We start from the raw sequence: 24,969 nt of genomic DNA, 5'->3' as shown, positions 1-24,969 counted from the left end.
TTTGGTTAACCTGGGAATTCGGCTAAGCCGAATCGGGGAGACGGTTGTGAACTGCTCCCGCGTGCTTTGCGCACGAGAGGGCCGATCGCAACCAGAGTAGCGAACAGCAGCACGATCTCGATTTGATAGACCGCACTGTATCCAGTCGACGGACTCGCAAGAGTACTGCCGAACATTCCGTTGGACGCCAGCGACGACACCAAGTCACGGATGCCGCCACCAAGCGCAATTCCGCCGCCCGCCGCAGTCGCCTGAACGGCGCTCCACGCTCCGAGCGCGAGACCGCTCTGGCCATCTTTGGCAAGCGCCATTGCGGCGGTCAGCGTACCGGCCGCGAACAGACCACCGCCGAACCCGACCAGCGCAGTGCCGATCCGGAACAGCAGCGCCGATTGCACGGGCGCGGCGAACAGCACGATGGCAAACGCGAATACACCCGCCAACGCGCCAAAACCTGCAAGACGATAAGGATCGGCACGGCGTCCGAGCGCGCGGGCGGCGATGCCGAACCCTGCGAGCGTGCCGAGCGCGAAGAACGCGGTCAGCGCCGTGGTCTGGCCGACCGTCAGATGCAGCACTTCGGCGCCATAGGGCTCGAGCAGAATGTCCTGCATCGAAAACGCCAGCGTGCCGAGACCGACCGCAACCAGCATCCTCGTGCTGCCACCGGACAGCCGGAACTGCGACCAGGCCTGCGCAAACTTCGGACGCTCGCCCTTGGCCGAGGTCAGCGACGGATTGCGCGCTTCCTGCTTCCACAGCGCGATCACGTTGAGCGCGAACTGCGCCACGGCGACGCCCTGGATCACCTGGATCAGCTTCATTTCGCTGAAATCGGTGAGCAGCTCGCTGAAAATCATCGCGCTGCCGACCATGCCGATCAGCAGCATCACGTACAGAAACGCCACCACGCGCGGCCGGGACTCTTCCGGCGCGAGATCGGTAGCAAGGGCGAGGCCCGCGGTCTGGGTGGTGTGCAGGCCGGCGCCAACCATCAGGAACGCCAGCGCGGCGCCGATCTGGCCATACACGGCGGGATAAGCGCCCTGGCCCGACAGCACCAGCAGCGCGAACGGCATGATGGCATAGCCGCCGAACTGCAGCAGCGTACCCATCCAGATATAGGGCACGCGGCGCCAACCGAGCACCGAGCGGTGGTTGTCGGACTTGAAGCCGATCAGCACGCGGAACGGCGCCACCAGCAGCGGCAGCGACACCATCAGCGACACCAAAAGGGTCGAGACGCCGAGCTCGACGATCATCACGCGGTTGAGCGTGCCGTTGAGCAGCACGATCGACGCGCCGACTGACACCTGGAACAGCGACAGCCGCATCAGACGGCCGAGCGGAAGCTCCTTGGTTGCAGCATCGGCAAACGGCAGGAAGCGGCTTCCAATCCGCATCCAGCCCTTTGCAGCACTGGCAACCGCCTGCTTCATCGCGGCACAATCTCCAACGCTTGAGACGTGTAGAAACCACGGCTGACCCGATGGGTGCGGCCCGGCTGCCACGACTGCAGCGCCGGATCAGCGGCCACCAGCTTCAGCAATTTCTTGGCTGCCACCGGCTCGATCGCCGGCGCACGGTCGCCGCGCGGGAAGAACCCGCCGACGAAGTGCATCAGCGCCAGCGCCGGGGTCTTCGGCGCAAAGGTCACCGCCATCGAGCGTTCGGTACGCGAGGCCAGCGTCGCCAGAATGCGGCAAATGTCTTCGGCGAGGTAGTGGATCAGCGAATCCATCGCCACCACGAAGTCGAAGCGGCCGAGTTCCGGATCGAGCATGTCGCCGGAGCGGAAATCGATCAGCGCCGGGTCGATGTCTTCCGGCAGCCGCTCGCGCGCCACCTGCACCAGGGTCGGCGACAGGTCGATCGCCAGCACCTGCGCACCACGGCGCGCCGCCTCGAAGGTCAGCGCGCAGGTGCCGCAGCCGGCGTCGAGCAGCCGGGTGCCGGTCATGTCGGCCGGCAGCCACGACAGCAACGTGTTGCGCATTTCGTCGCGGCCGGCACGAACCGTCGCACGAATACCGCTCACCGGCGCGTCCGAGGTCAGACGCGCCCAATTATCAGCGGCGGTCCGGTCGAAGTAAGTTTCGAGCTCACCTCGCCGCTGTGTGTAGCTGCCCACGGACATCAATCGAATCCCAACAGATCGAAGATTTCGCGATCCTTGAGCGCCTTACCCTGGCTCGGGAGTTCCTTCCCTTCCCAGAGTTCGGTCGCGAGCCGCATATACTCTTCCTGCACTTTTTTGAGCTCAGGGGAATGATCCATCTCAAACAGGGTGGACTTCTTCAACCGGCTCTTGCGAATGACATCGAGCGCGGGGAAGTGAGCGACCCGCTGGATGCCGGCGCGCTCGGCAAATTTGTCGATCTGATCAGTGGCATCGCTGCGATTGGCGATCACACCCCCGACCCGGACACCGTAGTTCTTCGACTTGGCGGTAATCGCCGCCACGATGCGGTTAGCCGCGAAAATCGAATCGAAATCGTTGGCGGTGACGATCATCGCGCGGTCGGAATGTTGCAGCGGTGCAGCAAAACCGCCGCACACCACGTCGCCGAGCACGTCGAAGATCACCACGTCGGTATCTTCGAGCAGATGATGTTCCTTGAGCAGCTTGACGGTCTGGCCGACCACATAGCCGCCGCAGCCGGTTCCCGCGGGCGGGCCGCCGGCTTCCAGGCACATCACGCCATTGTAGCCCTCGAACACGAAATCTTCGGGGCGCAGTTCCTCAGCGTGGAAGTTCACCGATTCCAGTACGTCGATCACGGTCGGAATCAGACGCTTGGTCAGCGTGAAGGTCGAATCGTGCTTGGGGTCGCAGCCGATCTGCAGCACGCGCTTGCCGAGCTTGGAAAACGCCACCGCCAGATTCGACGAGGTGGTGCTCTTGCCGATGCCGCCCTTGCCGTAGATCGAGAACACCTTGGCGGTGCCGATCTTCAGATCGGGATCGAGCTGCACCTGAACGCTCCCCTCACCGTCGCCTTCCAGACACTTGGTCTCGTTGGCATCGGCACAGCCGGACCCAGTCTTCAGCGATGACGGATTGGTCACAATGTTCATGCAGCAACTCCTACGCCTTCGAGGCGATCCTCAAGCTCTTCACCCGCCTTGCGCAGGACTTCGAGCATCTCCGGGTCTGGCGACCAGTAATTGCGCTCGTGCGCTTCGATCAGGCGGTTGGCGACCTTCGCCGACGCCACCGGATTGAGGGCTGCGAGGCGCGCTCGCATTTCGGGGTCAAGAATAAATGTTTCAGTAAGCTGACGGTACACCCACGGCGCCACTTCGCCGGTGGTGGCCGACCATCCCATGGTGTTGGTGACGTGCTCTTCAATCTGGCGCACGCCCTCGTAACCGTGCTTCAGCATGCCTTCATACCATTTCGGATTGAGCATGCGGGTGCGGGTTTCGAGCGCCACCTGTTCCGACAAGGTTCGCACCGTGCCGGCACCGCGAGTCTGGTCGCCGATATAGACCGGCGCCGCTTCGCCGCCCTTGGCGCGGCGCACCGCGCGGCTGATGCCGCCCAGCGTGTCGAAGTAGTGATCGACGGTGGTGACGCCGAGCTCGACCGAATCGAGGTTCTGGTAAGCCAGATCAACGTCGGCCAGCGCGCTCTTGAGCAGGTCGGCCTGTTGCACCGGCTTGCCCTTGAGGCCGTAAGCGAAGCTCTTGCGGCGGGTATAGGTTTCCGCCAGCTCGTCTTCGTCTTCCCAGCGGCTGTTTTCCACCAGGTGGTTGACGTTGGAGCCGTAAGCGCCGTCGGCATTGCCGAACACGCGCAGCGAGGCGGTCTCCATGTCGCAATTGTGCTCGGCCTGATAGGCCAGCGAGTGCTTGCGCACAAAGTTCTGCTCGACCGGCTCATCGGCGGTGGCGGCCATATAGGCGGCCTCGGCCAAAAGCTTGATCTGCAGCGGCAGCAGGTCGCGGAAGATGCCCGACATGGTGATGATCACGTCGATGCGCGGCCGCTTCAGCTCGTCGAGCGGAATGAGGTCGGCACCGGCGAGGCGGCCGTAGCTGTCGAAGCGCGGACGCGCTCCCATCAGCGCCAGCGCCTGCCCGATCGGCGCGCCTTCGTTCTTCAGGTTGTCGGTACCCCACAGCACGATCGCCACGGTCTCGGGCAACGCATTGCCCTCGGCGATATGCTTGTCGATCAGGCGCTGAGCCTGCTGGGCGCCGTCCTGCAGCGCGTAGGCGCTCGGAATGCGGAACGGATCGAAGCCGTGCAGGTTGCGGCCGGTCGGCAGAATTGCCGGCGTGCGCAGCAGGTCGCCGCCCGGCGCCGGGGCAATGAACTTGCCGTCGAGCGCCTTCAGGATGCTGGCAACCTCGTGATCGACGGCCAGCAGCCGATCGATCCGCACGAGTTCGCGCAGCATTTCCAGATTGGATTCGGCTTCCGGACCATTGCCCGACAGATGCTCGGGATGGCCGCCACGCACCAGCGCTTCCAGCGCCGACTTCTCGGGACGCTTGCCGTACAGCGCATCGGCGACCGCCTCGAGCGTTTCCACGCGCTCGGCTTCCGACGGCACGCTGCCGACGATGTGCAGGCCGTGCGGGATCAGCGCGTACTCCATTTCGAGCACCGCATCCGCGAGCTTGGCAATCGCCGTTTCGGCTTCCTCGGCGGTCCAGGCCGGTTCGGCCGGGGCGAGATCGAGGCCGCTGGCTTGCGCCTGCACCAGCACCGCAAGGTTGGTGCGTTCGGTCTCTTCTTCCGGCGTCAGGCCGCGCCAGCGCTCGATCGAGGATTTCAGCTCGAGCAGCCCGCGATAGAGACCGGCATGCGCCACCGGCGGCGTCAGATAGCTGATCAGGGTCGCCGCCGAGCGGCGCTTGGCGATCGCGCCTTCCGACGGGTTGTTGGAGGCGTACAGATACATGTTCGGCAGATCGCCGATCATGCGATCCGGCCAGCAGGTGCCGGACAGGCCGGTCTGCTTGCCAGGCATGAATTCCAGCGCGCCGTGGGTTCCGAAATGCAGCACGGCATGGGCGCCGAAATCTTCCTTGATCCAGCGATAGAACGCCGAGAATGCGTGGGTCGGGGCAAAGCCCTTTTCGAACAAGAGGCGCATCGGGTCGCCTTCGTAACCGAAGGCCGGCTGCACACCGACGAACACATTGCCGAACCGCTCGCCCAGCACGAAGATCGACGAACCGTCGCTCTGCTGCCGGCCGGGCGCCGGACCCCACTGCTCTTCGATCTCGCGCAGATAGCGCTCGGCCTTGACGTGATCGCCGGCCATGATCCGGGTGTAGACGTTGGCGTCGGCACCATAGCGCGAGGCGTTGCCGGTGATGATCCGCTCGCGCAGCTCATCGGAAGTTTCAGGCACATCGACCTGATACCCCTCGGCCTTCAGCGCCTTCAGCGTATTGTGCAGCGACTCGAACACCGACAGGAACGCCGCGGTGCCGGTGTTGCCGGCATTCGGCGGGAAGTTGAACAGCACGATCGCGACCTTGCGTTCCGCGCGCTGGCTGCGGCGCAGCGCCACCAGGCGGGCGGTACGGGCGGCCAGCATCTCGGCGCGCTCGGCGCAGACATACATGTCGCCGCCATTGTCGTTGCGGCTGAACTTGCAGAACCGTTCGCAGCCCGGGCAGGCCACGCCGCTGCAATCGGACCGGCCGCCATAGACGGTCGGGTTCGAGCAGCCGTCGAGCTCGGGGATCGCCACCATGATGGTGCTTTCCACCGGCATCAGGCCGCGGTCCGACGACGCCCACTGTTCCAGCGTCTGGAATTCCACCGGATGCGCCGACAGATACGGCACGTCGAGCGTCGACAAAATCTCTTCGGCCGCCTTGGAGTCGTTGTAGGCCGGGCCGCCAACCAGCGAGAAGCCGGTGAGCGACACCACGGCGTCGACGGTCGGGCGGCCGTTCTTCATGAAGAACCGCTCGATCGCCGGACGCTGATCAAGACCCGAGGCGAACACCGGGATGACCCGCAGCCCCTTGGCCTCGAACGCTTCGATCATGCCGTCATAGTGACCGGTGTTGCCGGCCAGCAGATAGGAACGCAGCAGCAGCACGCCGACGGTGCCCTGCGCATTGGCCGGGCCGGGCGGCAGCTTGTCGAGCGATTCCGAAATATGGCCCTTCACCTTGGGGTGATAGATGCCGATCTCGGCGTAATCGATCGGCGGCTCGACCTTGGCCACGCCGCGCAGCGCCTTGCGCGGGCCGCTGGCGTAACGATCGACCAGCAGCCGCACCATGTTGGCGATGTTCTGTTCCGAACCCGCCAGCCAGTACTGCAGCGTCAGGAAGTAGGCGCGCATGTCCTGCGCGGTGCCGGGAATGAAGCGCAGCAGCTTCGGCAGCTGGCGCAGCATCTTCATCTCGCCCTTGCCGGCGCTGTTTTCGGTCTTCTTGCCGCGCAGCTTCTTCAGCCAGTTGATCATGCCGAGCGCTTCCGCGCTCATGTCGAACTTGCCGACCCGCGTCAGCTTGACCACTTCGGCCGCCGACATGCAGCAGATCAGCGCGTCGCAATCCATCCGCCGCGCCTTGAGCGCCGGCATCACGGCGCGGACGTGCTCGTCCAGGAACAGCATCGTCGCGATCACGATGTCGCCGGTCTCGATATCGGCCAGACAGCGGCCGAGTGCGGCCTGATCGGTCCCCCACTCGTCAGCGGAGTGGACCGTCAGCTCGATTCCGGGATAGTCGCGACGCAACAAATTCCGGGCACGCGCGGCCGCACCGGACAGATGACTGTCCATCGTAACGATGACGACCCGCAAGGGCGTTGCGTCAGCGGGAGAAGTGCGCTTTGGCATCGTACAATGTCTCGACGGTTATGGTGGCCACACCGATTTCGCTGGCATAGCGCTCGGTGTTTCGGCGGGCTTTCCCGCGAACGAAGAACGGAATCTTACGTAGTTCTTTCTCCGCGTCCGCGGCCCAGACCACCGTGGTTGTTGTGGTCTCGGTCGTGACGGTCGTCGTGGTAACTTCCGCGATCGCCACATCCGGGGCCACGGCGGGAGCGGTCACTTCGACCGCCGGCGCATGACCAAGATGCGAGGGCATCGCCCCGTCCTTGAACTCGAAGTCGTCGCGGAACATCTGCAACAGATGCTCCTCGAGACCCATCATGAGCGGGTGAACCCAGGTATCGAAGATCACATTAGCGCCTTCGAAACCCATTTGCGGCGCGTAGCGCGCCGGAAAATCCTGAACGTGCACCGGTGCCGAAATCACCGCGCACGGAACGCCGAGCCGCTTGGCGATGTGCCGTTCCATCTGCGTGCCGAGCACCAGCTCGGGATGCAGCTCCGCCACCTTGGCCTCGACTTCGAGGTAATCGTCGGTGATCAGCGGCTCGACATCATACAGCTTGGCGGCTTCGCGGATCTCACGGCCGAATTCGCGGCTGTAAGTGCCAAGACCAACCACCTTGAAGCCGATTTCCTGCGACGCGATCCGCGCCGCGGCGACGACGTGGGTGGCGTCGCCGAAGATGAACACGCGCTTGTTGGTCAGGTAGGTCGAGTCGACCGAATGCGAGTACCAGGTCAGGCGCGAGGACGCGCTCTTCAGCACCGGCTCCGGATCGACACCGGCCAGCGCCGCGACTTCCTTGATGAATTCGCGGGTCGCCGACACGCCGATCGGCACCACCTTGGTGAACGGCTGATGGAACATGCGCGCCAGCCAGGACGCCGCCAGCGAGGCGATTTCCGGATACATCACCACGTTGAAATCGGCGTCGCCAAGCCGCGCCAGATCGGCCGGCGTCGCGCCCATCGGCGCGGTGACGTTGACGTCGATGCCAAGCTGATTGAGCAGCATGGTGATTTCGCGCACGTCGTCGCGATGACGGAAGCCGAGCGCGGTCGGTCCGAGCAGATTGCAGGTCGGGCGCTGCCCGGCCGGACGCGCCGGACGCTGGCTGCCCGGCGGCGGGGCGTTCGGCCCAGCCAGCGCGCGGGTCAGCTGATAGAAGGTCTCGGCCGCGCCCCAGTTTTCTTTGCGCTGATAGGCCGGCAGATCGACGGTGACGACCGGCACCGGCAGCGACAGCGCCTTGGCGAGCCCGCCCGGATCGTCCTGAATCAGCGAGCCAGTGCACGAGGCACCGACGATCATCGCCTGCGGCTTGAAGCGCTCATAAGCGCCGCGCGCCGCGGTCTTGAACAATTCGGCGGTGTCCTTGCCGAGATCGCGCGCGGCAAAAGTCGTGTAGGTGACCGGCGGCCGCTGATTGCGGCGCTCAATCATCGTGAACAGCAGATCGGCGTAGGTGTCGCCCTGCGGCGCGTGCAGCACGTAGTGCAGGCCTTCCATGCCCGTGGCAACGCGCATCGCGCCGACATGCGGAGGACCTTCATATGTCCAGACGGTGAGCTGCATATCAGGCCACCAGCTTGGCGCGACGCACCAGCGGGCGCGCGAACAATTCCGCAAGATCGGACGCTTGATCGTATCCTTGGATCGGCGTGAACACGAGTTCAATCGCCCACTTGGTCGTCATACCTTCGGCTTCCAACGGGTTAGCGAGACCAAGGCCGCACACCGCCAGATCGGGACGGGCGGCACGGCAGCGATCGAGCTGCAGATCGACATCCTGACCTTCGGTGATCGCTACGCCGGCCGGAAGCAGCTTCAGCTCTTCCGCAAGGTGCTCGCGATGCAGATAGGGCGTGCCCACTTCGACAAGCTGCATCGACAGCTCGCGCGACAGGAAGCGCGCCAGCGGAATCTCAAGCTGAGAATCCGGGAAGAAGAAGATGCGGCGGCCGGCGAGATCCTGACGGAAATTCTCCAGCGCACGCTCGGCACGCGAGCGCGCCGGCTGAGTAACCTTGTCGAACAACGCCGCATCGACGCCGAACGCATCGGCGGCGGCGCGCAGCCAAGCCGTGGTGCCTTCAACACCAAGCGGGAACGGCGCCGACAAGCGGGTCGCGCCACGATTCTCAAGCTCGCGCGCGGTGTCCGCCAAAAACGGCTGTGCCAGCAGGAATTTGGTGTTGGGACCAACCGACGGCAGCGAAGCGGAATTGCGCGGCGGCAGGAACTGCACCGACTTGATACCAAGCGCGTCGAAGATGCGGATGAACTGATCCTCGACCACATCGGCCAGCGAACCGACCACCAGCAGCGAGGTCTCGGTGCTGGTCGAAGCCGGCAGCTCCGGCACCAGCGACGCCAGGCAGGCATCTTCGCCCTGGGTGAAGGTGGTTTCCAGGCCGCTGCCGGTATAGCTCAGCACGCGAACCTGCGGCATGAACCGCTTGGACAGCCGCAGCGCAGCCCGCGACAGATCGAGCTTGATCACTTCCGACGGGCACGAACCGACCAGGAACAACAGCTTGATGTCGGGGCGACGCGCAATCAGCTGCGTCACGATCCGATCGAGCTCGTCATTGGCGTCGGTGAGACCGGCGAGATCCTTCTCTTCCATGATCGCGGTGCCAAAGCGCGGCTCAGCGAAGATCATCACGCCGGCCGCGGATTGAATGAGATGCGCACAGGTGCGCGACCCCACCACCAGGAAGAAGGCATCCTGAATCTTGCGATGCAGCCAGACGATACCGGTCAGGCCGCAAAACACTTCGTGCTGACCGCGCTCATGACGAACTGCGGGCGCAGCCAAATCCTGCGCCGCGGGCGCCGCACACCCCTGAAGCTGTACGGTCATGCCCGTCCTCCGGCCTGCGCGTTGGCGCGCTGCTCATCGAGCCGCGCCGCACGCAGTTTCAGCAGGAACTGACCGGCATTGATGACGTAAGCGGCGTAAGCCGCGAGCGCGACCCACATCTGCTGCTCCGGCGAGCCGAAGCCCCCGAACAGCATCACCAGATAAGCGGTATGCAGGGTGAGAACGAGGAAGCTGAACACATCTTCCCAGAAGAATGCTGGCGCAAACAGGTAGCAGCCAAACACCACACGTTCCCAAATCGCGCCTGTAATCATGATCGTATACAGCACCAGCGTCTTGATAACGATCGACCACGTCGCAATGACGAAGCCCTCGCCGGTGAGAAGGTAGCGGATCACCAAGCCCAGGCTTATGAGGAAGATCAAAAACTGAAGTGGGGCCAGAATGCCCTGGACCAGCGTCCACTTCGTTGCATCGCGTTTCACGCGCTGCTCTGGCGTGTAGAGCGCCTTTGATCGCGGATGGGCGGATGAATGGTGTGACGGCGCGTTGGCAACCGCGGTCTCCGACTTCACGGAGCCTGCATCAGTGTGATCGACCATTTCGTAAAGTTTGTTTGACACCAAAGCGTCACGGTGGTGCGATACCACCTGACTGCGGAGGGGGAGATCTGGTGATTGCGCACCGTCCTCAGCCGGATCGAAATTAGAGTGTTTTGGACGGTGCACCGCGTCACTCCTACTGCGGCTGAACGACGAAAACCTAGTCGCGGGCATATCGACTGTCAACCAAACGGTACGTAAATTAAACTTGACGGTTGGGAGCCTTTCCGGCCGAGAATTCACACAAAAGGGTATCCAGATGGGTGATGAATTCGATCATCAACTATCGGTGACTGGTCGTGTGCGTGCGCGTGGTCAATCAGTCGCCCCCGGACAGAGCCGTGACGATCCTTTCGCCCCCTGGCGGTTACGTGACACCATGACGGCCAGCGCCATGGTGCGCACGCTCAAGAGCAAGATCCTGCCCAGGATCGCGTCGGCGTTCCGCTCCGGGCTCGGCAGTGCCGTGCCCCGGTGCGAGCCGAGCGCCGAGCACGTCGCCCACCTGGTCAATCTGGTGCTCGGCACCGATGACGATGCCCCGGCGGCCTTTGTCGCCGGCCTGCGCGCCCAGGGCGCCAGCGAGGACGCCATCCTGCTGCAATTGCTGGCGTCGGCGGCGCGGCGGCTCGGTCGCATGTGGGAAGCTGATACCATCGACTTCGCCAGCGTCACCATCGGCGTCAGCCGGCTGCAACGGCTGTTGCACCATTGCGCCGGTCATAACCTGGACGATGGCAGCGCCGGTGGCGCGGCCTCGGCACTGCTGGCAACCTCGCCAGGCGACCAGCACAGTTTTGGGCTATTCATCGCCGCCGAATATTTTCGGCGCGCCGGCTGGCATCTGCACATCGCCCCGATGGCGACGCGCGCTGACCTGAGCGGGCTCGTTGCGGAACAATGGTTCGACGTCGCCGGCTTCTCGGTGTCGTCGGACCGCGCGCTCGACGATTTGGCCGGCGACATCGCCGCGCTGCGCCAGCATTCCTGCAACCGGCAGCTCGGTGTGATGCTCGGCGGCCAGATGGTGCGCGAGCGCCCTGGCATTGCCGCCACGGTCGGCGCCGACATGGTGTCGCTTGACGTCACGATCGCCGCGCGACACGCTACAGCGCTGCTCGAAGTGATCAAGGACCGCAGCAAGCTGAATAACAACAAACGTTGACGGGCTCGGTCCACCCGCCGCAATGCCAATGCGCTGGAAGGCGCCGATCATGGCCGCAGCTTCCGACCGCCCCGCCTCGCTCGCTGAGCAGCGCGGCGCCGATGACGTGCTCACCCAGCTCTATCAACGCACCCGCGTGCTGCATTTGCAGGCCGAGAAGACCGGCATTCTCGCCGCGATCCTGCGCGGGACGGCAACACGCGACGGCCTGTTGTTATTGTTGCGCAACCTGCAACCGGTCTATCAAGCGCTTGAACAGGGACTGGAGCGCCATTGTGGCAGCCCGGCCGTTGGCCTGCTGAGCGGCTACCACTTTGGTCGCGCTGGCGCGATTGCACATGACCTCAACGAACTCGCCGGATGCGATTGGACAGCATCGCTGCCGCTGCTGCCAGAGGGCGAACGTTACGCGCGGCGACTAGCGCAGGTTGCGGACGGCGATGGCGCGCTGCTGATCGCCCATGCCTATACGCGCTATCTCGGCGATCTCAGCGGCGGCCAGATTCTGCGGCAGCTGCTGGTGAAATCGTTCGGGCTGAAACCAGAACACCTGTCGATGTATGAATTCCCCGGCAACCTTGATGCGGCCGCGCTGAAACGCGACTACCGCGAGGCATTGCAGCGCGCCGCAGCCGCGGTCGTTCATCCAGAGGCACTGATCGAAGAAGGCGCGCTGGCTTTTTCCCACAACATTGCTTTGTCGATGGCGGTGCGCAGCCAGCTATTGCCGCGGTTGGTGCCGCAGGGCGGCGACTGACGCGCCGCGCTTCCAGAAGCCGTGGTCTGACTGCTATCTGCTCGGCGAGGCCAGTGGCGATGGATCGGCGTGGTTAACTATTGCCGCTGACGCCAGCCGCACCCAACATTGCGCTAAGTCAATGTGCTAAGTCGATGAATGTATCTCTGTTGCCCCACCTCTGATATGTCAATACGGCTTTACAGCGTCAGGGGAACAGGTTTTTATGTTTCCTGTTATGCATTCTCATGCCGAGTCGTTCGCTGAGCCAATGCGAGATCATGGAGAGAGACGTGGTTAAGAAAATCGTGACGATCATGGCGCTTGCCGTGGCCGGCTCGTTGTCGAGCGGCGCGGCCGTGGCGCAAGACGCCGCCAAGGGTGCAGCGGTGTTCAAGCAGTGCATGACCTGCCACCGTATCGGCCCGGATGCGAAGAACCTGGTTGGCCCGGTGCTGACCGGCGTCGTCGGCCGTAAGACCGGCACCGCTCCTGGCTTTGCTTATTCGCCGCTGAACAAGGCCGTTGGTGAAGCCGGTCTGGTTTGGACCGAGGAAAAGATCGTGGAATATCTGCCCGATCCGAACGCCTTCCTGAAGAAGTACCTGACCGACAAGGGCCAGGCTGACAAGGCTGTCGGCGTGACCAAGATGACCTTCAAGCTGGCTGACGAACAGCAGCGCAAGGATGTCGCGGCTTATATCGCGACGTTCAAGTAAGTTTCGACATTCTTTGTCGATCTGAAATCGGCCGACGCTAGCTCCGCCAGCGTCGGCCGATGTCGTAGAGATGGGCCAAACCGGCCGCCGACAGGCAGAGCGTGGGCGCAAGCCAGCCAGCGCCGCCCAAAGTCAGGCGCAGCGCCAGCAGCATCAGCGCCCCAGAAATCAGATTTGGCAGAAAATCGCCCGGGCGCACGCCGCGCTTGGCGTAATGCCAGGTGCCGATCAGAAACACCGCCTCGATCACGACCACGATCAGGATCAGATCGATCAGCCGGCCACTTTCAAACAGTTCAGCCATCAACACCCGCCCCCACAAGCAGCGATGCGTAGCTCCCACCACTTTGGCGCTATGGCCGGGCTGGTCGCGCCGCTCGACGTCTTTGATCTGGTGTGTTTATCGCGTTTGCGAGCGAAATGGAGCCCGGTTCGCATCAAGAAACCGCGTCATGCCATCAAGTTCGCGTTGCGGCGCTGTTGCCATCAGACCCGAAGCGGCTCACATGCCAACGGGTCGTACAAATGACCGTCATACCCGCGCTTGTCGCGGGTATCCACGTCTTAAAATCGTCGCAAGATCAGAGACGTGGATGGCCGGGCCGAGCCCGGCCATGACCCGCGTAGGGTTGGTATCAGTCGCCGATGGTCCAAAACGACGATGCCCGCGACCAGCGCGGGCATCTTCAAACAAATTTACCGCTCATACTACAGCGGCAGCTGTCGCCTCGTCAGGCGAACGGCGCGTTCAGCTGGGCAACCGTGTAGTTCAAGAACGCCGCGAACGACACCCAAGCCAGATAGGGAATGAGATACAGGCTCGCAGTCCGCGAGCGGCTCCAGAATACGATGATCGGCAGCAGCACCGACAGCCACAGCAGCGCCACCTCGATCAGCGCCCAATCGGGACGTTTCACGACGAAGAACAACGTGCTCCACAGCGAGTTGAGCACGGCATTGAGCGTGAATAGCACCACCACCCAGCGGCGCTGCGCCGGCGTATAGGCATCGCGCCAAGCATAAATCGCCGAGACCGCCGCCAGCACGAAGATCAGCGTCCAGGCGGGCGCGAACGCCCAGTCCGGCGGCTGCCAAGAGGGCTTGGTCAGGCTCTGATACCAGACCCCAGTATCGGTCAGCACGCCACCGAGCGTGCCGACCAGGGTTGCAGCGCTGGCCGCAACCAGCACGGATTGCCAGGAGATTCGTCGCATGGTCAACATTAGGCAGATGCCAATCCAGTCATGTGAGCCAGGTTCTTGAAGAAGATCCGGACGTGCGCGATCGGCTTCGACCGGACCAGCTTCTTGTTCATGTAAGCGTCCCAGGTCAGCTTCTGCACATCGCGATCGTGGCAGATGCTGACGAACTGTTCGCGGCGCTTATCGTTCGAGTACCAGTATTTCTGCATCAGGCCGAGGATCCAGAACACCGTGCCGTTGGCGCGCATGAAGCGCTTGCGCGCGGTGGCGAGCGCCGCGACATCGCCGGTTTCCAGGAACTGGTCGACCGCATCGGCCGCGAGCCGGCCGCCGAGCAGCGCGTAGTAGATGCCCTCGCCCGACGCAGGCGCCACCACGCCAGCGGCGTCGCCAGCCAGCAACACATTGCGGCCGTCATCCCAACGCGCCAGCGGATGCAGCGGGATCGGCGCGCCTTCCTTGCGGATGGTCTCGACCTCGCCGAGCCCGGCCACCTTGCGCAGCGCTTCCACCGATTCGCGCAGCGAGAACCCCTTGTGCATCGAACCGGTGCCGATGCTCACGGTCTGACCATGCGGGAACACCCAGCCATAAAAGTCGGGCGACACCGTGCCGCGGTAATACACGTCGCAGCGATGCGGATCGTACACTTCGCCGACCGGCACCTGCGGCGCCCGGACGATCTCGTGATAGGCGAACACGAACGGCACCTGATCGGCGCCCGGCACGCATTGCCGCGCGACCATCGACAGCGCGCCATCGGCGCCGATCACGGCGCGGGTGCGGATCGATTGTTCGACAGTGGCACCATTGGCGCCGCGTTCTTCGTAAAACACCAGCGAGGTGCCGTCGTCCTGATGCTGGATGCGCTTGTAGACGCCGGTGCGGCGTTCGGCGCCGTTATCGGCGGCGCGCTGGCGCAGCCATTCATCGAATTCGGCGCGATCGACCATGCCGACGAAACCGCCATCGATCGGCATATCGACGCGATGATCGGACGGCGAGATCATGCGCGCCGAGGTAATCTTGGCGACCAGCATATGATCGGGGATGGCGAAGTCGCGGATCGCGCGCGGCGGGATCGCACCGCCGCAGGGCTTGATACGCCCTGCCCGGTCGAGCAGCACGACTTTGCGACCGTCCTTAGCGAGATCATTCGCCGCCGTCGCACCGGCGGGACCGCCGCCCACGACCACGACGTCATAGGTCTCAGAGTTCGATGTCATGTGATTGCCTCAGCAACAGCGGGAGAAGGTGCCCCGTCACCATTCTTGGAACGTTGCGCGGTCTTGGCCTGGGCGCGATGCACCCAGACCGCCATGATCGCCGACAGAACGAACAAACCAGCTTCGCTTGCGAACACAGTCGAATAGGACAGCGCCGGCGACGACAGCACGAGGCGAGCCAGATCGCTCGCCAGCGTGCCGACGAACCCGCCGATGCCGAAAGCCAGCGCTTGCGCGGCGCCCCACAGCCCCATGCGCACGCCTTCGCGGTTTTCATTGCCGTTGTTAACCAGCGCCATCATCGAGCCGATCGCGGCGACCGCATAAGCGCCGTTGGTGACGCCGAGCGCGAACACGTTGGCGCGCAGCGGCCACGACGTGCCGACCAGCGCGCCGACGGCAAGGCCGATCAGCGCCAGCGCCGAAGCAATACAGCCGCCAATGGTCCACAGCCGCAGATTGCCGCGCGAGCGCGGGAACACCGCACCGATCAACGGCACCATCGACATGCCGATCAAGGTGCCGGCGTGCTGCACGCTCGAGAGCTTGGTGGTCTCGCCGGGCGTGAACGCGAACACCAGGCCGGCGAACGGCTCCAGGATCAGATCCTGCGCGCTGTAAGCCAGCATCGACACAAACACGAAGATCGCAAAGCGCCGCGACTGCGGCTCTGACCAGACTTCGGCGAACGCCGCGCGGAACGAGCGTTCCTCACCCGAGCGCACCGGAGCCGGACGCTGCGGCGCCGGCTTGGCGCGCTCGACGCCCCAGACGCCGATCACGGTGAGCAGCATCGCGGCCACCGACACGCAGCCCGACACCATCACCAGCCGCGACGGCGAGAACGGATCGAGCATCTGGCCGGCAACCGCGGTGGTGACGATGAAGCCCGCAATCATCATCACCCAGACGATGGTCGCCGCCGCAGCGCGCCGGCTTTCATCGGTGCGCTGCGCCAGCAGCACCAGCAGCGAGGTGCCCGCGGCACCGACGCCGCCGCCGATCAGGCAGAACGCGACAATCGAGAGCAGCACACCGAACAGCGGTTCGGTCGCCATCCAGGCCGTGGCCACCGCCGCCAGAAACCCGCCGACCGCCAGCACCGCCATGCCGCCGACAATCCAGGGCGTGCGACGTGCGCCGACATCGGAGCCGTGGCCCCAGGCCGGACGGAACACTTGCAGCGCGTAGTGAATGGCCACCAGCGCGCCCGGCAGCATGGCCGGCAGCGCCAGTTCGACGACCATCACGCGATTGAGCGTTGAAGTGGTCAACACCACGATGGCGCCCAGTCCAGTTTGGACCAGCCCCATGCGAACGATACCCAGCCAGGACAGCGGTCGCGTCATGATCAGGCAGCTCCGAACGAGGACACGGCGACCGCGCTCGCCATCATGCCCGAGACATAGAGCGCGACGCCGAGGCCAGAGAACCAGGTGGCGCGCTCGACCGGCGCGCGCAGAAACCGCACCATCAACGCGAGCTGGGCGACCAGCACGAAGCCGACGATGCCAGCCTGGATCGGACGATCCCAGGCGAGCAGCAGGGCAATCACGATCACCTGCGGAATCGCCATCACCGCGCAGGTCACCCGCGCGGCGTTGTCGACGCCGAGCTTGACCGGGAGTGAGCCGACACCGGTCTTGATGTCGCCTTCGATCGATTTGAAGTCGTTGAGGGTCATGATGCCGTGCGCGCCGGCGCTGTACAGCAAGGCCAGCGTCACGATCCACCACGGCGGCAGGCCGCCGACCATCACGGCGGCGCCGGTGAACCAGGCGAAGCCTTCATAAGTGATGGCGCAGGCGCCGTTGCCGAGCCAACCGTTCTGCTTCAGCCGGAAAGGCGGCATTGAATACATCCAGGCGAGCACCAGGCCGAGCGCGGCGGCGCCGAACACCCATGGACCGAGCAGGCTGGCGAGCAGCAGCGACGCAGCCGTCCACATGAACGACAGATAGAGGCCCCAGCGGCCGGGGATGCGGCCGGACGGGATCGGCCGGTTCGGCTCGTTGATGGCGTCGACGTCGCGATCGTACCAATCGTTGACGACCTGACTGGTGGCGACCAGCAGCGGCCCGCACAGCACGATGCCGGCGATCACTTCAAGCCAGCGCTCCGAGAGCGGCACGCCCGACGACACCACGCCGCAGGCGAACGCCCACATCGGGGGAAACCACGTAATGGGGTGCAGCACTTCCAATACCGCTGAGGGAGCTGGTCGTGCCGCAATACTGTTATTCATTACTGGTCTCTCCTTCGGGGGCATGTTCCGCTAAGCCATAGCGGCGCAGCTTGACGTACAGGCTTTGCCGACTGAGACCGAGCATATCAGCTGCCGAAGCGCGGTTGTCTCCGGTTAATTCCAGAGCCGCTTCGATCGACAGCTTCTCGATCACATCCGTGGTCTCTCGGACCAGATCCCGAAGAGGCACACGTCCGATCAGTTCCGTCAACTGCGCCACTGAGCGCGGCAGCTCGCGTTTCGAGGGCGCTACCGCGGGTAAACGCTTCTCGATGTTGCGGATTGCGAAGCCGAAACTCGGCTGGTCCTCGCTGTCGGTCAGCGACACCGCCGACACCTCGACCTCGGTGAGGCCGCCGAACTCGCCGCGCAGCGCGGTGGTGAACATCTTGATCGAGCCACTTTGCCGCAGATTGGCGAGCGCGACGCTAAAATCAACGCCGGTGCGGCCGAGCCAGCGATCGAGCGATTCCCCGCGCGACTGCTCGGCGGTGCCGAGCTGGGCCATTTCCAGAAAGGCCAGATTGGTTTTCAGAATCCGGCCGTCGTAGCGGGTGATCACCAGCGCGTCGGCGGCGGATTCGAAATAATTGGCCAGCATGCCGGTGGCCTTCATGCCGCCGGCTTCCGGCAGGGTCGAATAGGACGACAGCCGGATCAGGAACAGTGAGGCGTTGTCCTGGCGGAACAGCGACACCGCGACATCACAATCGCGCGGGCCGTTAGCGAGATGCACCCGCACGCGGTTGTCGCGCCCGGAGGCGCGCACTTCGGACAGAAGATTGATGATCGCCTGCGCACTCGATCCGGTGAAATGGCTCGGGAACGGCGAGCTCAGCATCTGCGGCGCGTTCTGCTCGAACAGCGCCAGCGCGGCCGGATTGGCGTCGATCACGGTCTCGGTGGTGGAATCGACGATCACCACCGCTTCCGCCGCGACCTGGAACAGCAGCCGATAGCGGGTCTCGGCCTGACGCAGCTTGATGTAGTCGCGCTCCATCGACTGCTGGGCGCTGACCAGCCGGCGCTGCATCTGGGCGAGCTGGCGCAGATCGCGCCCGACCACGATCAGGCGGTTGTCGCGGCCGTAATCGATCGCGGCATATTGCACGGGCACGTCTTCGCCGGTTGGCGAGGGATGATTGACCTGCCGCCAGCCGGTGCTGCCGCGATCGATTGCGACCTGCAGCAATTCTCGAATTTTCAGCTGGGTATCGGAGGTGACGATATCGACGAGCTTGGATCCCAGCCAACGGCCTTGGCCGTCGAGCTCGAGTGCCAGATCGTCTTTGTTGAATGCGATGTCGAGGATAACGCCTTGGCGGTCAACCACCAGCGCAATGTCAGTGGCCGCGGCGATCAGCTTCGCTGCAGCTTGCGCTCCGAGATCTCCGAGCGTTTCGGTTGGAGATTTGAACACTTGCACCAGGGCAAATATCCTCCAGCAAGAAATTAATCCTCCGCCCGTGCCTATATCGCCGCGATGCAATCACTGGCGGGTCCGTCTCGGAAGGCCCGCAAAACGAAAAGTCAGTTGGGCAAGAGATTGCGCGCGCCCCACTTGCATAATGCGAGTCGGGCGCGCGCTTTCATGATCGCTGGACTAGTTAGGGTCGGTTAGCGCGGGGGCGCCAGACCGTGCTTGACACCCCAGTCGAACCAGTTGTCGACAACCGGACCGCTCAGGATGATGCCAATGGCACCGGTCAGCGGGCAGAGAACCGCAAACCACCACGCCCAACGATGGATCGATTCCGCCGTGGCGTTGAAGCCCATGGTCCAGCGCCAGAACAGAGCAGCGCGTTCAAGAGCGGTACCACGGTCCACAGCCTGCTCGATCTCACGCTCGCCACCGTAGCGGCTCACGGCGAGAATGGTCGCACCGTGCATCGCGAACAGCAGAGCCGAACCATACAAGAACGCGATCGAGAGGCAGTGGAAGGGATTGTAGTACAGGCTGCCGTACTTGATCGAGAAGTTGTTGGTCCAGTCCAGGTGCGGGAAGATGCCGAACGGAGGAGCTTCGCTCCAGGTTCCCATCATCACCGGCTGGATGAAGCCGATCGCGAGGTACAGGAAGATCGCCGAGGCGAAGGCCCAGGACACATGGGTACCCATGCCGAGAGCCCGCGAGCGACGATAGGTGCGAACCCACCACAACAGGATCGAAGCGGTGAGGAAGAAGCCGGTGGTCAGCCACCAGCCGCCTTCCGCCAGCGGCGGAATGCTCAGGCCGTACTCTGCCTTCGGCGGCTCAAGCGCCAGCCAGCAGAAGTTCTTGATGAACGCGATCACGTTCCAGTCGACTTGGGCCAGCATGTTGAGGCCGATGATCAACAACGCGAAAGCGAAGAAGATCGCCGACACCACACCGGTGAACCCGAGGTAGATCGGCCCTACCTGAGCGTCGCCGATCTTACCCAGCCAGTACGAGAAGGTGGTCTGGGTCTCGCGTTCGGAACTCCCCGGCCGCAAGGCCACCCCATGGTGCGCAGCGCACTGCACCTGCACCTGTGTGAAGATATTCTGATAGGCCATGACAAGACTCTTTCTTGTGACCGGGTTGAATTACGGGTTCCAGATCGGGATCCGGCGCCACCACTCCCACCACTCGGGCCAAGAACCACCTTCCGGCAGGACCGGACCGGAGATGAGCATGCAGACCGCCGACCAGAACACGGCGCTCAGAGCAAGGAAGAGACCCACGCGATGGATACCAATGGTGCCGATCGAATAGCCGACCAGGTCACGGAACACGGTGTTTTCGTGCTCGGGCGACTTCACGGGTTCACCGCGGTCGGGATTGATGGCGGACAGAACCAGACCACCGTGCAGAGCGAGGGCGAGACACGTCGTGAAGAAGAACGTGATCGCGATCATATGACCCGGGTTCCAGTGGAACTGGCCGTACTGGTAACCGGTGTTAGAAACCCAGTCGAGATGGGTGAAGATGCCGTAGGGGAAGCCGTAGCTCCAGGAGCCCATGAGGACCGGGCGAATCACCACCAGGGTCAAATAGGCGAAAATCGCGAAGCTGAAAGCAAACGGCACGTGATAGCCGATGCCGAGCTTGCGGCAAATCTCGACCTCGCGCAGCGCCCAGGAGCAGAACGCGCCAGTTGCGAAGATCGTCACCCACTGCCAAATGCCACCTTCGGCGAGCGGGGCGAAGCCAAGTCCGTACTTAACGTCCGGCGGATTTACGCTGATTTGCCACAGATTCCAGGTGGGGCCGAGAGCCGTGTTCCAGATGATCAGCGCGGTTCCCATAAGCGCGCAGAAGACCGCGGTCACCCCAAAGAACCCGACGTAGAAGGGGCCAACCCAGAAGTCGAACAGGTCCCCCCCGATAAGCGTTCCGCCACGAACGCGGTATTTTTTCTCAAAGCTGAGCATTGCCATCGATCGTTCCTCCGCGTGCGAGCCAGGGAATATCCATCTTCAATCCATCGAAGTTGCGTAGCTCCCGGAAGTGGACGAGCCCGGCACCCCGTTCCGTTTCTCGTCCCTTCCGGAAAGCAAACGTCACGCTCTTAGGTGAGCATGCTGGTGACGACCTCAGCCGTCTTCTTCGCACCGTCCAGCCAGTTGAAGCGGCTGGTGCTCAGCAGGATGAAGTGGATGATGATCCCGAGGCCGAACAGGAACGCGAACAGCAGGACCAGAGCACGACGCGGATCAAACAGAAGCCAAATACGCCACATGATTAGGTCCTCCCTTTAGCAAAGATACGCAGCGACCTGCTGGATGCTCTCCAGCGCGGTCTTGTAGCCGCCGACGGGCGCGAGCCACGGACGCCACATCCAAGCGAGGATATGGGCAACCACGGCGACGACGATGAAGAGGAAGAAGCTCGACACGAAGATCGAGTGGAATTCCTTAGCTTCCGCTTCGGAAAGTCCCGAGATGGAACCGTCACTCATTTGGTACACCTCCTAGTGATGGCCTTTCGGCCGTCCTGCCGCCCGAGTGAGGCGGCAACGAATGCCGTTCGTTTCCGAACCGACAGTGGATTACCGTTTCGTTTCCGAACCGGCAGTTATCCGCCCGGCTTACACCGGACGAAATCCGTGAATTACATCCCCATGAAAGATGACGTCACCAAAACGCGCGCCGCGTTGCTGGCTTCGTTGAATACCGTTTCATGGTTGTTTGATTTCTTTGCGCGCCAAGGAATCATCCGGGTGGCCACAGCTCGGATCAAAAACAGCGCGTAGCAAGCACCGTAAATCACCTGGCATTCCTTGTCAGCGCCTTCGGGAAGCAATCTAAAACGACGGCCGCTATGTACATATTCGGACATCGATTACACTCCTGAATGTTGCTTTGCGCATATGACACAGCGCAAATTCAGAAAGCATTGTTTTGCCTCAATCATGCTCACACCGATTGACCTTCCAACAGCGCACGCGCCTTGGCGACATAGTCGGTAGTAACACGTTCCTCACCGGCCCGGCGGGCACTGCTCTCAGCAGCATCGCGCAACCGCTTGGCCGCCGAAATCCGCACCAGAACCGGGTGTGATTCCAACACTTCGTCGAGCATCGCCTTCGCTTCATCGCTCCAGGCGATTTCTTCGTGACGACGCGCCGGAGTCGGGTCGACGCGGTCGAGATCGGAAGCGAGCGGCAGGATGTTGAACAGGGCATCGAATAGCGCATTGCAGACCTCCTGAACGAGGTAGGTCGCGCCGGAATAGCCCATGAACGGCGTGCCGGTATGGCGGCGAATCACTGCACCAGGGAACGACGCCGGGATGTAGATCGCCCGGCCGCCGCATTCGGCGAGATACATACGTTCGTTGTAGCTGCCGAACATCACCAGCGGCGGCGTAGTACGCACCGCGTTACGCACCGCTTCGTTGTCGGTCTTGGAGCCCGTACGCCGCGCGATCGCGAAGGTGCACGGCAGGCCCATTTCCGTTTCAAGGAAATTGCGGACGCCGCGGACATAGGTCTCGTTGGCGACGATCGCGAAGCTCGCCGTGCCAAAGAAGTCCTGTGTCACCGAACGCCACAGATCCCAGAGCGGCTTGATGGTGGTGTGCTTCTCGCGCTCGATGAACGGCTCCGGATCGAGACCGAGCAGCTCGCCGAGCTTGCGCAGAAACTTGGTGGTGGAGTGCAGGCCGATCGGTGCCTGCAGATAGGGCCGATCGAGCGCTTCGCACAGCAGCCGGCCGAATTCGCGGTACATGCAGACGTTGACGTCGGCATTCACCAGCTTCGGAATGTCGGCGATGTGGGTGCCGAGCGGAAACACCATGTTCACTTCGGCACCGATGCCTTCGATCAGGCGGCGGATTTCCGCGAGATCGGACGGCATGTTGAAGGTGCCGTAGATCGGACCGATGATGTTGACGCGCGGCTTCTCGCCCTCTTGGCGCGGCTTACGTTCCGGAATCTTCTTCGGACCGTATTCCTTCCACAGCCAGACGATGGCGCGGTCGGCGCTCTGCCACTGATCTTCGTCGATGGTGCGCGGCAGGAAGCGCTTGATATTGGTGCCTTCCGGCGTGACGCCGCCGCCGATCATCTCGGCGATCGAGCCGGTCACCACCACCGCCGGCAGATACGGATCGAGCGTGCGGTGCGCGCGCTTCATGGCGCCTTCGGTGCCGAGCTTGCCGAGTTCTTCCTCGCCAAGGCCGGTGACAACGATCGGCAGCTCATGCGGCGGCAGGCCGTCAGTGTAATGCAGCACCGAGGTCACCGGCAGGTTTTCGCAGCCGACCGGGCCGTCGATGATCACCTGCAAGCCCTTGAGCGCGGTGAACGCGTAAACGGCGCCCCAATAGCCACCCGCGCGGTCGTGATCGAGCACCAGCATCAGATCATCTCCTCCGACTTGCGCTTCTTGGCCAGAGCTTCGATCTGCTTCTTGTACTTCTCACGGAACGGCACATTGTCTTTCGGCGTATCTTCCCAGACGCCGGCGGCATAACCCTGGCCGACCTCACCGAAGAACGCTTTCATCTCGTCGAAACGGCCCTTGTTGGCGACCGCGGTGTTGACCACCTGCGCCAGCGAACCAGCCCCGGCGGCGCCGAACAGCGGACGGGCCGAAATCAGGTTGGTGAAGTACAGCGCCGGGATGCCCATCTGCTTGGCCTTCTGCACCACGGGCGTGGTGCCGATCGCCAGGTCGGGCTTGAACTCATCGACGGCGTCGAAGTCCATCTCGAGCGAAGCGCGATACTGCACGCGCGCGCCCTTGGCTTCCAGCCACTGCCGGTCGGCCTCGGACCATTCGGTGCGCGGACAGGCGGTGCCGACATAAGGCACCTTGGCGCCGCTTTCGATCAGCAGCCGCGCCACCAAGAGCTCCGAGCCCTCATAGCCCGACACCGTGATGCGGGCATCGATCGGCTTGGCGGCCAGCGCCGATTTGATCATCGGCAGGAAGCGGTTTTTCGCAGCATCGATCTTGGCGCGCTCGACATTGCAGGCCGTGCCGATCGCTTCCAGCCAGGCCTCGGTGCCGTCGTGACCGACCGGCGCCGAACCGACCACCTTGCGGCCGGCGAGATCGAACTGCCGGATGCAGGAGCGGTAGAACGGATGGATCGCAGCGGCGACCTTGCAATCGAGCGCGGCATAAAGCTCGCGCCATTCGCGGGTCGGCACCACCGGGCCAACGGCCAGACCAAGCGGCTCCAGCATCATGCCGATGCCGACCGGATCAGCCGGGAACATTTCGCCCAGCAGCGTCACCGTCGGCCGCTCATTGCGGCCGCCGCGCGGCGCCTGCACCGGGCCCTGCTCGGCTTCCTTGCGGGCATATTCCAGCATGGCGCCGGCCAGCACGTCCTTGGCCTCGGCATGGGTCGGCACGCCGAAACCGGGGACGTCGATGCCGATCACGCGCACGCCGTTGATCTGCTTCGGCAGCAGCTCGAGCGGCACGCCCGACGCGGTCGGGACGCACAGATTAGTAATGACGATGGTGTCGTACAGCGCCGGATCGGCGAGCTTGTACACCGCCTCGCGGATGTCCTCGAACAGCTTGCCGGTGACCAGCGTCTCCGAGCTGAACGGCACATAGCCGACCGTGCGGCGCGCACCATAGAAATGCGACACGAAGGTCAGGCCATACACGCAGCAGGCCGAGCCCGACAGAATGGTGGCGGTGCGGCGCATGCGCAGACCGACGCGCAGGCTGCCGAACGCCGGGCACATGCTCTGCGGCTGATCGTGCGGGCCCTTCGGATAGTCCTCAGCATAACGCTCCAGGACTTCGCTCTTGCCGGCGGCTTCCGCCGCGGCCTTCATCTCCGCAGCGCCGGCATGGCAGCCGAGCCCGTCGCCCGAGGTTGCACCGGCAACCTCGGCGTTCAGCTCGACCGGATCGGTGACCACCGAGTCCGGAATCGCGCCGGCATAGCGTGGCAGAACGACGTTCATTTCGAACTCCGCATCTTGCTGT

General features: G+C 63.5%; 23 protein-coding genes. 3 read left to right on the top strand and 20 right to left on the bottom strand.

What is annotated here, in order from left to right:
• Positions 1-5: 5 nt before the first annotated feature.
• Genes BJ122_RS10305 through bchF form a run of 7 tightly spaced genes read right to left on the bottom strand, consistent with a single transcriptional unit; the run spans position 6 to position 10,251 of the window.
• Positions 6-1,439, bottom strand: a complete 1,434-nt coding sequence (locus BJ122_RS10305) for a PucC family protein (RefSeq protein WP_110780944.1) — start codon at positions 1,437-1,439, stop codon at positions 6-8.
• Entirely contained in the window at positions 1,436-2,137 is a 702-nt protein-coding gene (gene bchM / locus BJ122_RS10300) for a magnesium protoporphyrin IX methyltransferase (RefSeq protein WP_110780943.1), read from the bottom strand. Before bchM ends, BJ122_RS10305 begins: the two co-directional genes overlap by 4 nt.
• Complete coding sequence (bchL, locus tag BJ122_RS10295) at positions 2,137-3,078, bottom strand: ferredoxin:protochlorophyllide reductase (ATP-dependent) iron-sulfur ATP-binding protein (protein ID WP_103011419.1); 942 nt, start codon at positions 3,076-3,078, stop codon at positions 2,137-2,139. Before bchL ends, bchM begins: the two co-directional genes overlap by 1 nt.
• Positions 3,075-6,821 carry a magnesium chelatase subunit H gene (locus BJ122_RS10290; protein WP_110780942.1) on the bottom strand — a complete coding sequence of 1,249 codons (3,747 nt, stop codon included), beginning with the start codon at positions 6,819-6,821 and terminating at the stop codon, positions 3,075-3,077. Before BJ122_RS10290 ends, bchL begins: the two co-directional genes overlap by 4 nt.
• Positions 6,796-8,397 (bottom strand): ferredoxin:protochlorophyllide reductase (ATP-dependent) subunit B, encoded by a 1,602-nt coding sequence (gene bchB / locus BJ122_RS10285; RefSeq protein ID WP_110780941.1) that lies wholly within the window; start codon positions 8,395-8,397, stop codon positions 6,796-6,798. The genes BJ122_RS10290 and bchB overlap by 26 nt, the downstream gene beginning before the upstream one ends.
• A gap of 1 nt (position 8,398) precedes the next feature.
• Entirely contained in the window at positions 8,399-9,688 is a 1,290-nt protein-coding gene (locus BJ122_RS10280; protein ID WP_110780940.1) for a ferredoxin:protochlorophyllide reductase (ATP-dependent) subunit N, read from the bottom strand.
• The gene (bchF, locus tag BJ122_RS10275; protein ID WP_245407689.1) at positions 9,685-10,251 is read right to left on the bottom strand and encodes a 2-vinyl bacteriochlorophyllide hydratase; all 567 of its coding nucleotides are present in this window, start codon (positions 10,249-10,251) and stop codon (positions 9,685-9,687) included. The genes BJ122_RS10280 and bchF overlap by 4 nt, the downstream gene beginning before the upstream one ends.
• Positions 10,252-10,630: 379 nt before the next feature.
• Between bchF and BJ122_RS10270 the strand changes: the two genes are divergently transcribed.
• From BJ122_RS10270 to BJ122_RS10260, 3 genes are all read left to right on the top strand, one after another.
• Positions 10,631-11,416, top strand: a complete 786-nt coding sequence (locus BJ122_RS10270) for a cobalamin B12-binding domain-containing protein (protein ID WP_181418923.1) — start codon at positions 10,631-10,633, stop codon at positions 11,414-11,416.
• A gap of 22 nt (positions 11,417-11,438) precedes the next feature.
• Positions 11,439-12,173: a biliverdin-producing heme oxygenase gene (locus BJ122_RS10265; protein WP_347337806.1), complete on the top strand. Its 735-nt coding sequence runs from the start codon at positions 11,439-11,441 to the stop codon at positions 12,171-12,173.
• Positions 12,174-12,445: 272 nt separating this feature from the next.
• Complete coding sequence (locus BJ122_RS10260; protein ID WP_110780938.1) at positions 12,446-12,871, top strand: c-type cytochrome; 426 nt, start codon at positions 12,446-12,448, stop codon at positions 12,869-12,871.
• Between the two features lie 37 nt (positions 12,872-12,908).
• Here the strand turns inward: BJ122_RS10260 and BJ122_RS10255 are convergent, their stop codons facing one another.
• From BJ122_RS10255 to bchY, 13 genes are all read right to left on the bottom strand, one after another.
• Complete coding sequence (locus tag BJ122_RS10255; protein WP_103011424.1) at positions 12,909-13,175, bottom strand: hypothetical protein; 267 nt, start codon at positions 13,173-13,175, stop codon at positions 12,909-12,911.
• A 427-nt stretch (positions 13,176-13,602) separates the two neighbouring features.
• Entirely contained in the window at positions 13,603-14,085 is a 483-nt protein-coding gene (locus BJ122_RS10250; protein WP_110780964.1) for a TspO/MBR family protein, read from the bottom strand.
• A gap of 8 nt (positions 14,086-14,093) precedes the next feature.
• Positions 14,094-15,299, bottom strand: coding sequence for a geranylgeranyl diphosphate reductase (locus BJ122_RS10245; RefSeq protein ID WP_110780937.1), 1,206 nt, complete (start codon positions 15,297-15,299; stop codon positions 14,094-14,096).
• Positions 15,296-16,648, bottom strand: coding sequence for a BCD family MFS transporter (locus tag BJ122_RS10240; protein WP_110780936.1), 1,353 nt, complete (start codon positions 16,646-16,648; stop codon positions 15,296-15,298). Before BJ122_RS10240 ends, BJ122_RS10245 begins: the two co-directional genes overlap by 4 nt.
• Positions 16,649-16,650: 2 nt before the next feature.
• On the bottom strand, positions 16,651-17,544 hold the full coding sequence (gene chlG, locus BJ122_RS10235; protein WP_110780935.1) for a chlorophyll synthase ChlG: 894 nt from the start codon (positions 17,542-17,544) through the stop codon (positions 16,651-16,653).
• Positions 17,537-18,970: a transcriptional regulator PpsR gene (gene ppsR / locus BJ122_RS10230; RefSeq protein WP_110780934.1), complete on the bottom strand. Its 1,434-nt coding sequence runs from the start codon at positions 18,968-18,970 to the stop codon at positions 17,537-17,539. The genes chlG and ppsR overlap by 8 nt, the downstream gene beginning before the upstream one ends.
• 191 nt (positions 18,971-19,161) lie before the next feature.
• The gene (pufM, locus tag BJ122_RS10225) at positions 19,162-20,082 is read right to left on the bottom strand and encodes a photosynthetic reaction center subunit M (protein ID WP_110780933.1); all 921 of its coding nucleotides are present in this window, start codon (positions 20,080-20,082) and stop codon (positions 19,162-19,164) included.
• Positions 20,083-20,112: 30 nt separating this feature from the next.
• Positions 20,113-20,946 (bottom strand): photosynthetic reaction center subunit L, encoded by an 834-nt coding sequence (gene pufL, locus BJ122_RS10220; protein WP_110780932.1) that lies wholly within the window; start codon positions 20,944-20,946, stop codon positions 20,113-20,115.
• A gap of 131 nt (positions 20,947-21,077) precedes the next feature.
• A complete protein-coding gene (gene pufA, locus BJ122_RS10215) occupies positions 21,078-21,248 on the bottom strand; it encodes a light-harvesting antenna LH1, alpha subunit (RefSeq protein WP_027279537.1) in 171 nt (56 codons plus the stop codon).
• A 15-nt stretch (positions 21,249-21,263) separates the two neighbouring features.
• The gene (gene pufB, locus BJ122_RS10210; protein WP_027279536.1) at positions 21,264-21,467 is read right to left on the bottom strand and encodes a light-harvesting antenna LH1, beta subunit; all 204 of its coding nucleotides are present in this window, start codon (positions 21,465-21,467) and stop codon (positions 21,264-21,266) included.
• Between the two features lie 152 nt (positions 21,468-21,619).
• Complete coding sequence (locus tag BJ122_RS10205; RefSeq protein WP_110780931.1) at positions 21,620-21,847, bottom strand: hypothetical protein; 228 nt, start codon at positions 21,845-21,847, stop codon at positions 21,620-21,622.
• Positions 21,848-21,924: 77 nt separating this feature from the next.
• Positions 21,925-23,373 (bottom strand): chlorophyllide a reductase subunit Z, encoded by a 1,449-nt coding sequence (gene bchZ, locus BJ122_RS10200; protein ID WP_110780930.1) that lies wholly within the window; start codon positions 23,371-23,373, stop codon positions 21,925-21,927.
• Complete coding sequence (gene bchY / locus BJ122_RS10195) at positions 23,373-24,947, bottom strand: chlorophyllide a reductase subunit Y (protein ID WP_110780963.1); 1,575 nt, start codon at positions 24,945-24,947, stop codon at positions 23,373-23,375. Before bchY ends, bchZ begins: the two co-directional genes overlap by 1 nt.
• Between the last annotated feature and the right edge of the window lie 22 nt (positions 24,948-24,969).

Source organism: Rhodopseudomonas faecalis, from assembly GCF_003217325.1.
Classification (GTDB): Bacteria; Pseudomonadota; Alphaproteobacteria; order Rhizobiales; family Xanthobacteraceae; genus Rhodopseudomonas; species Rhodopseudomonas faecalis.
The sequence above is the reverse complement of the archived record's forward strand: the minus strand, read 5'-3'. Positions and strand labels throughout refer to the sequence as shown.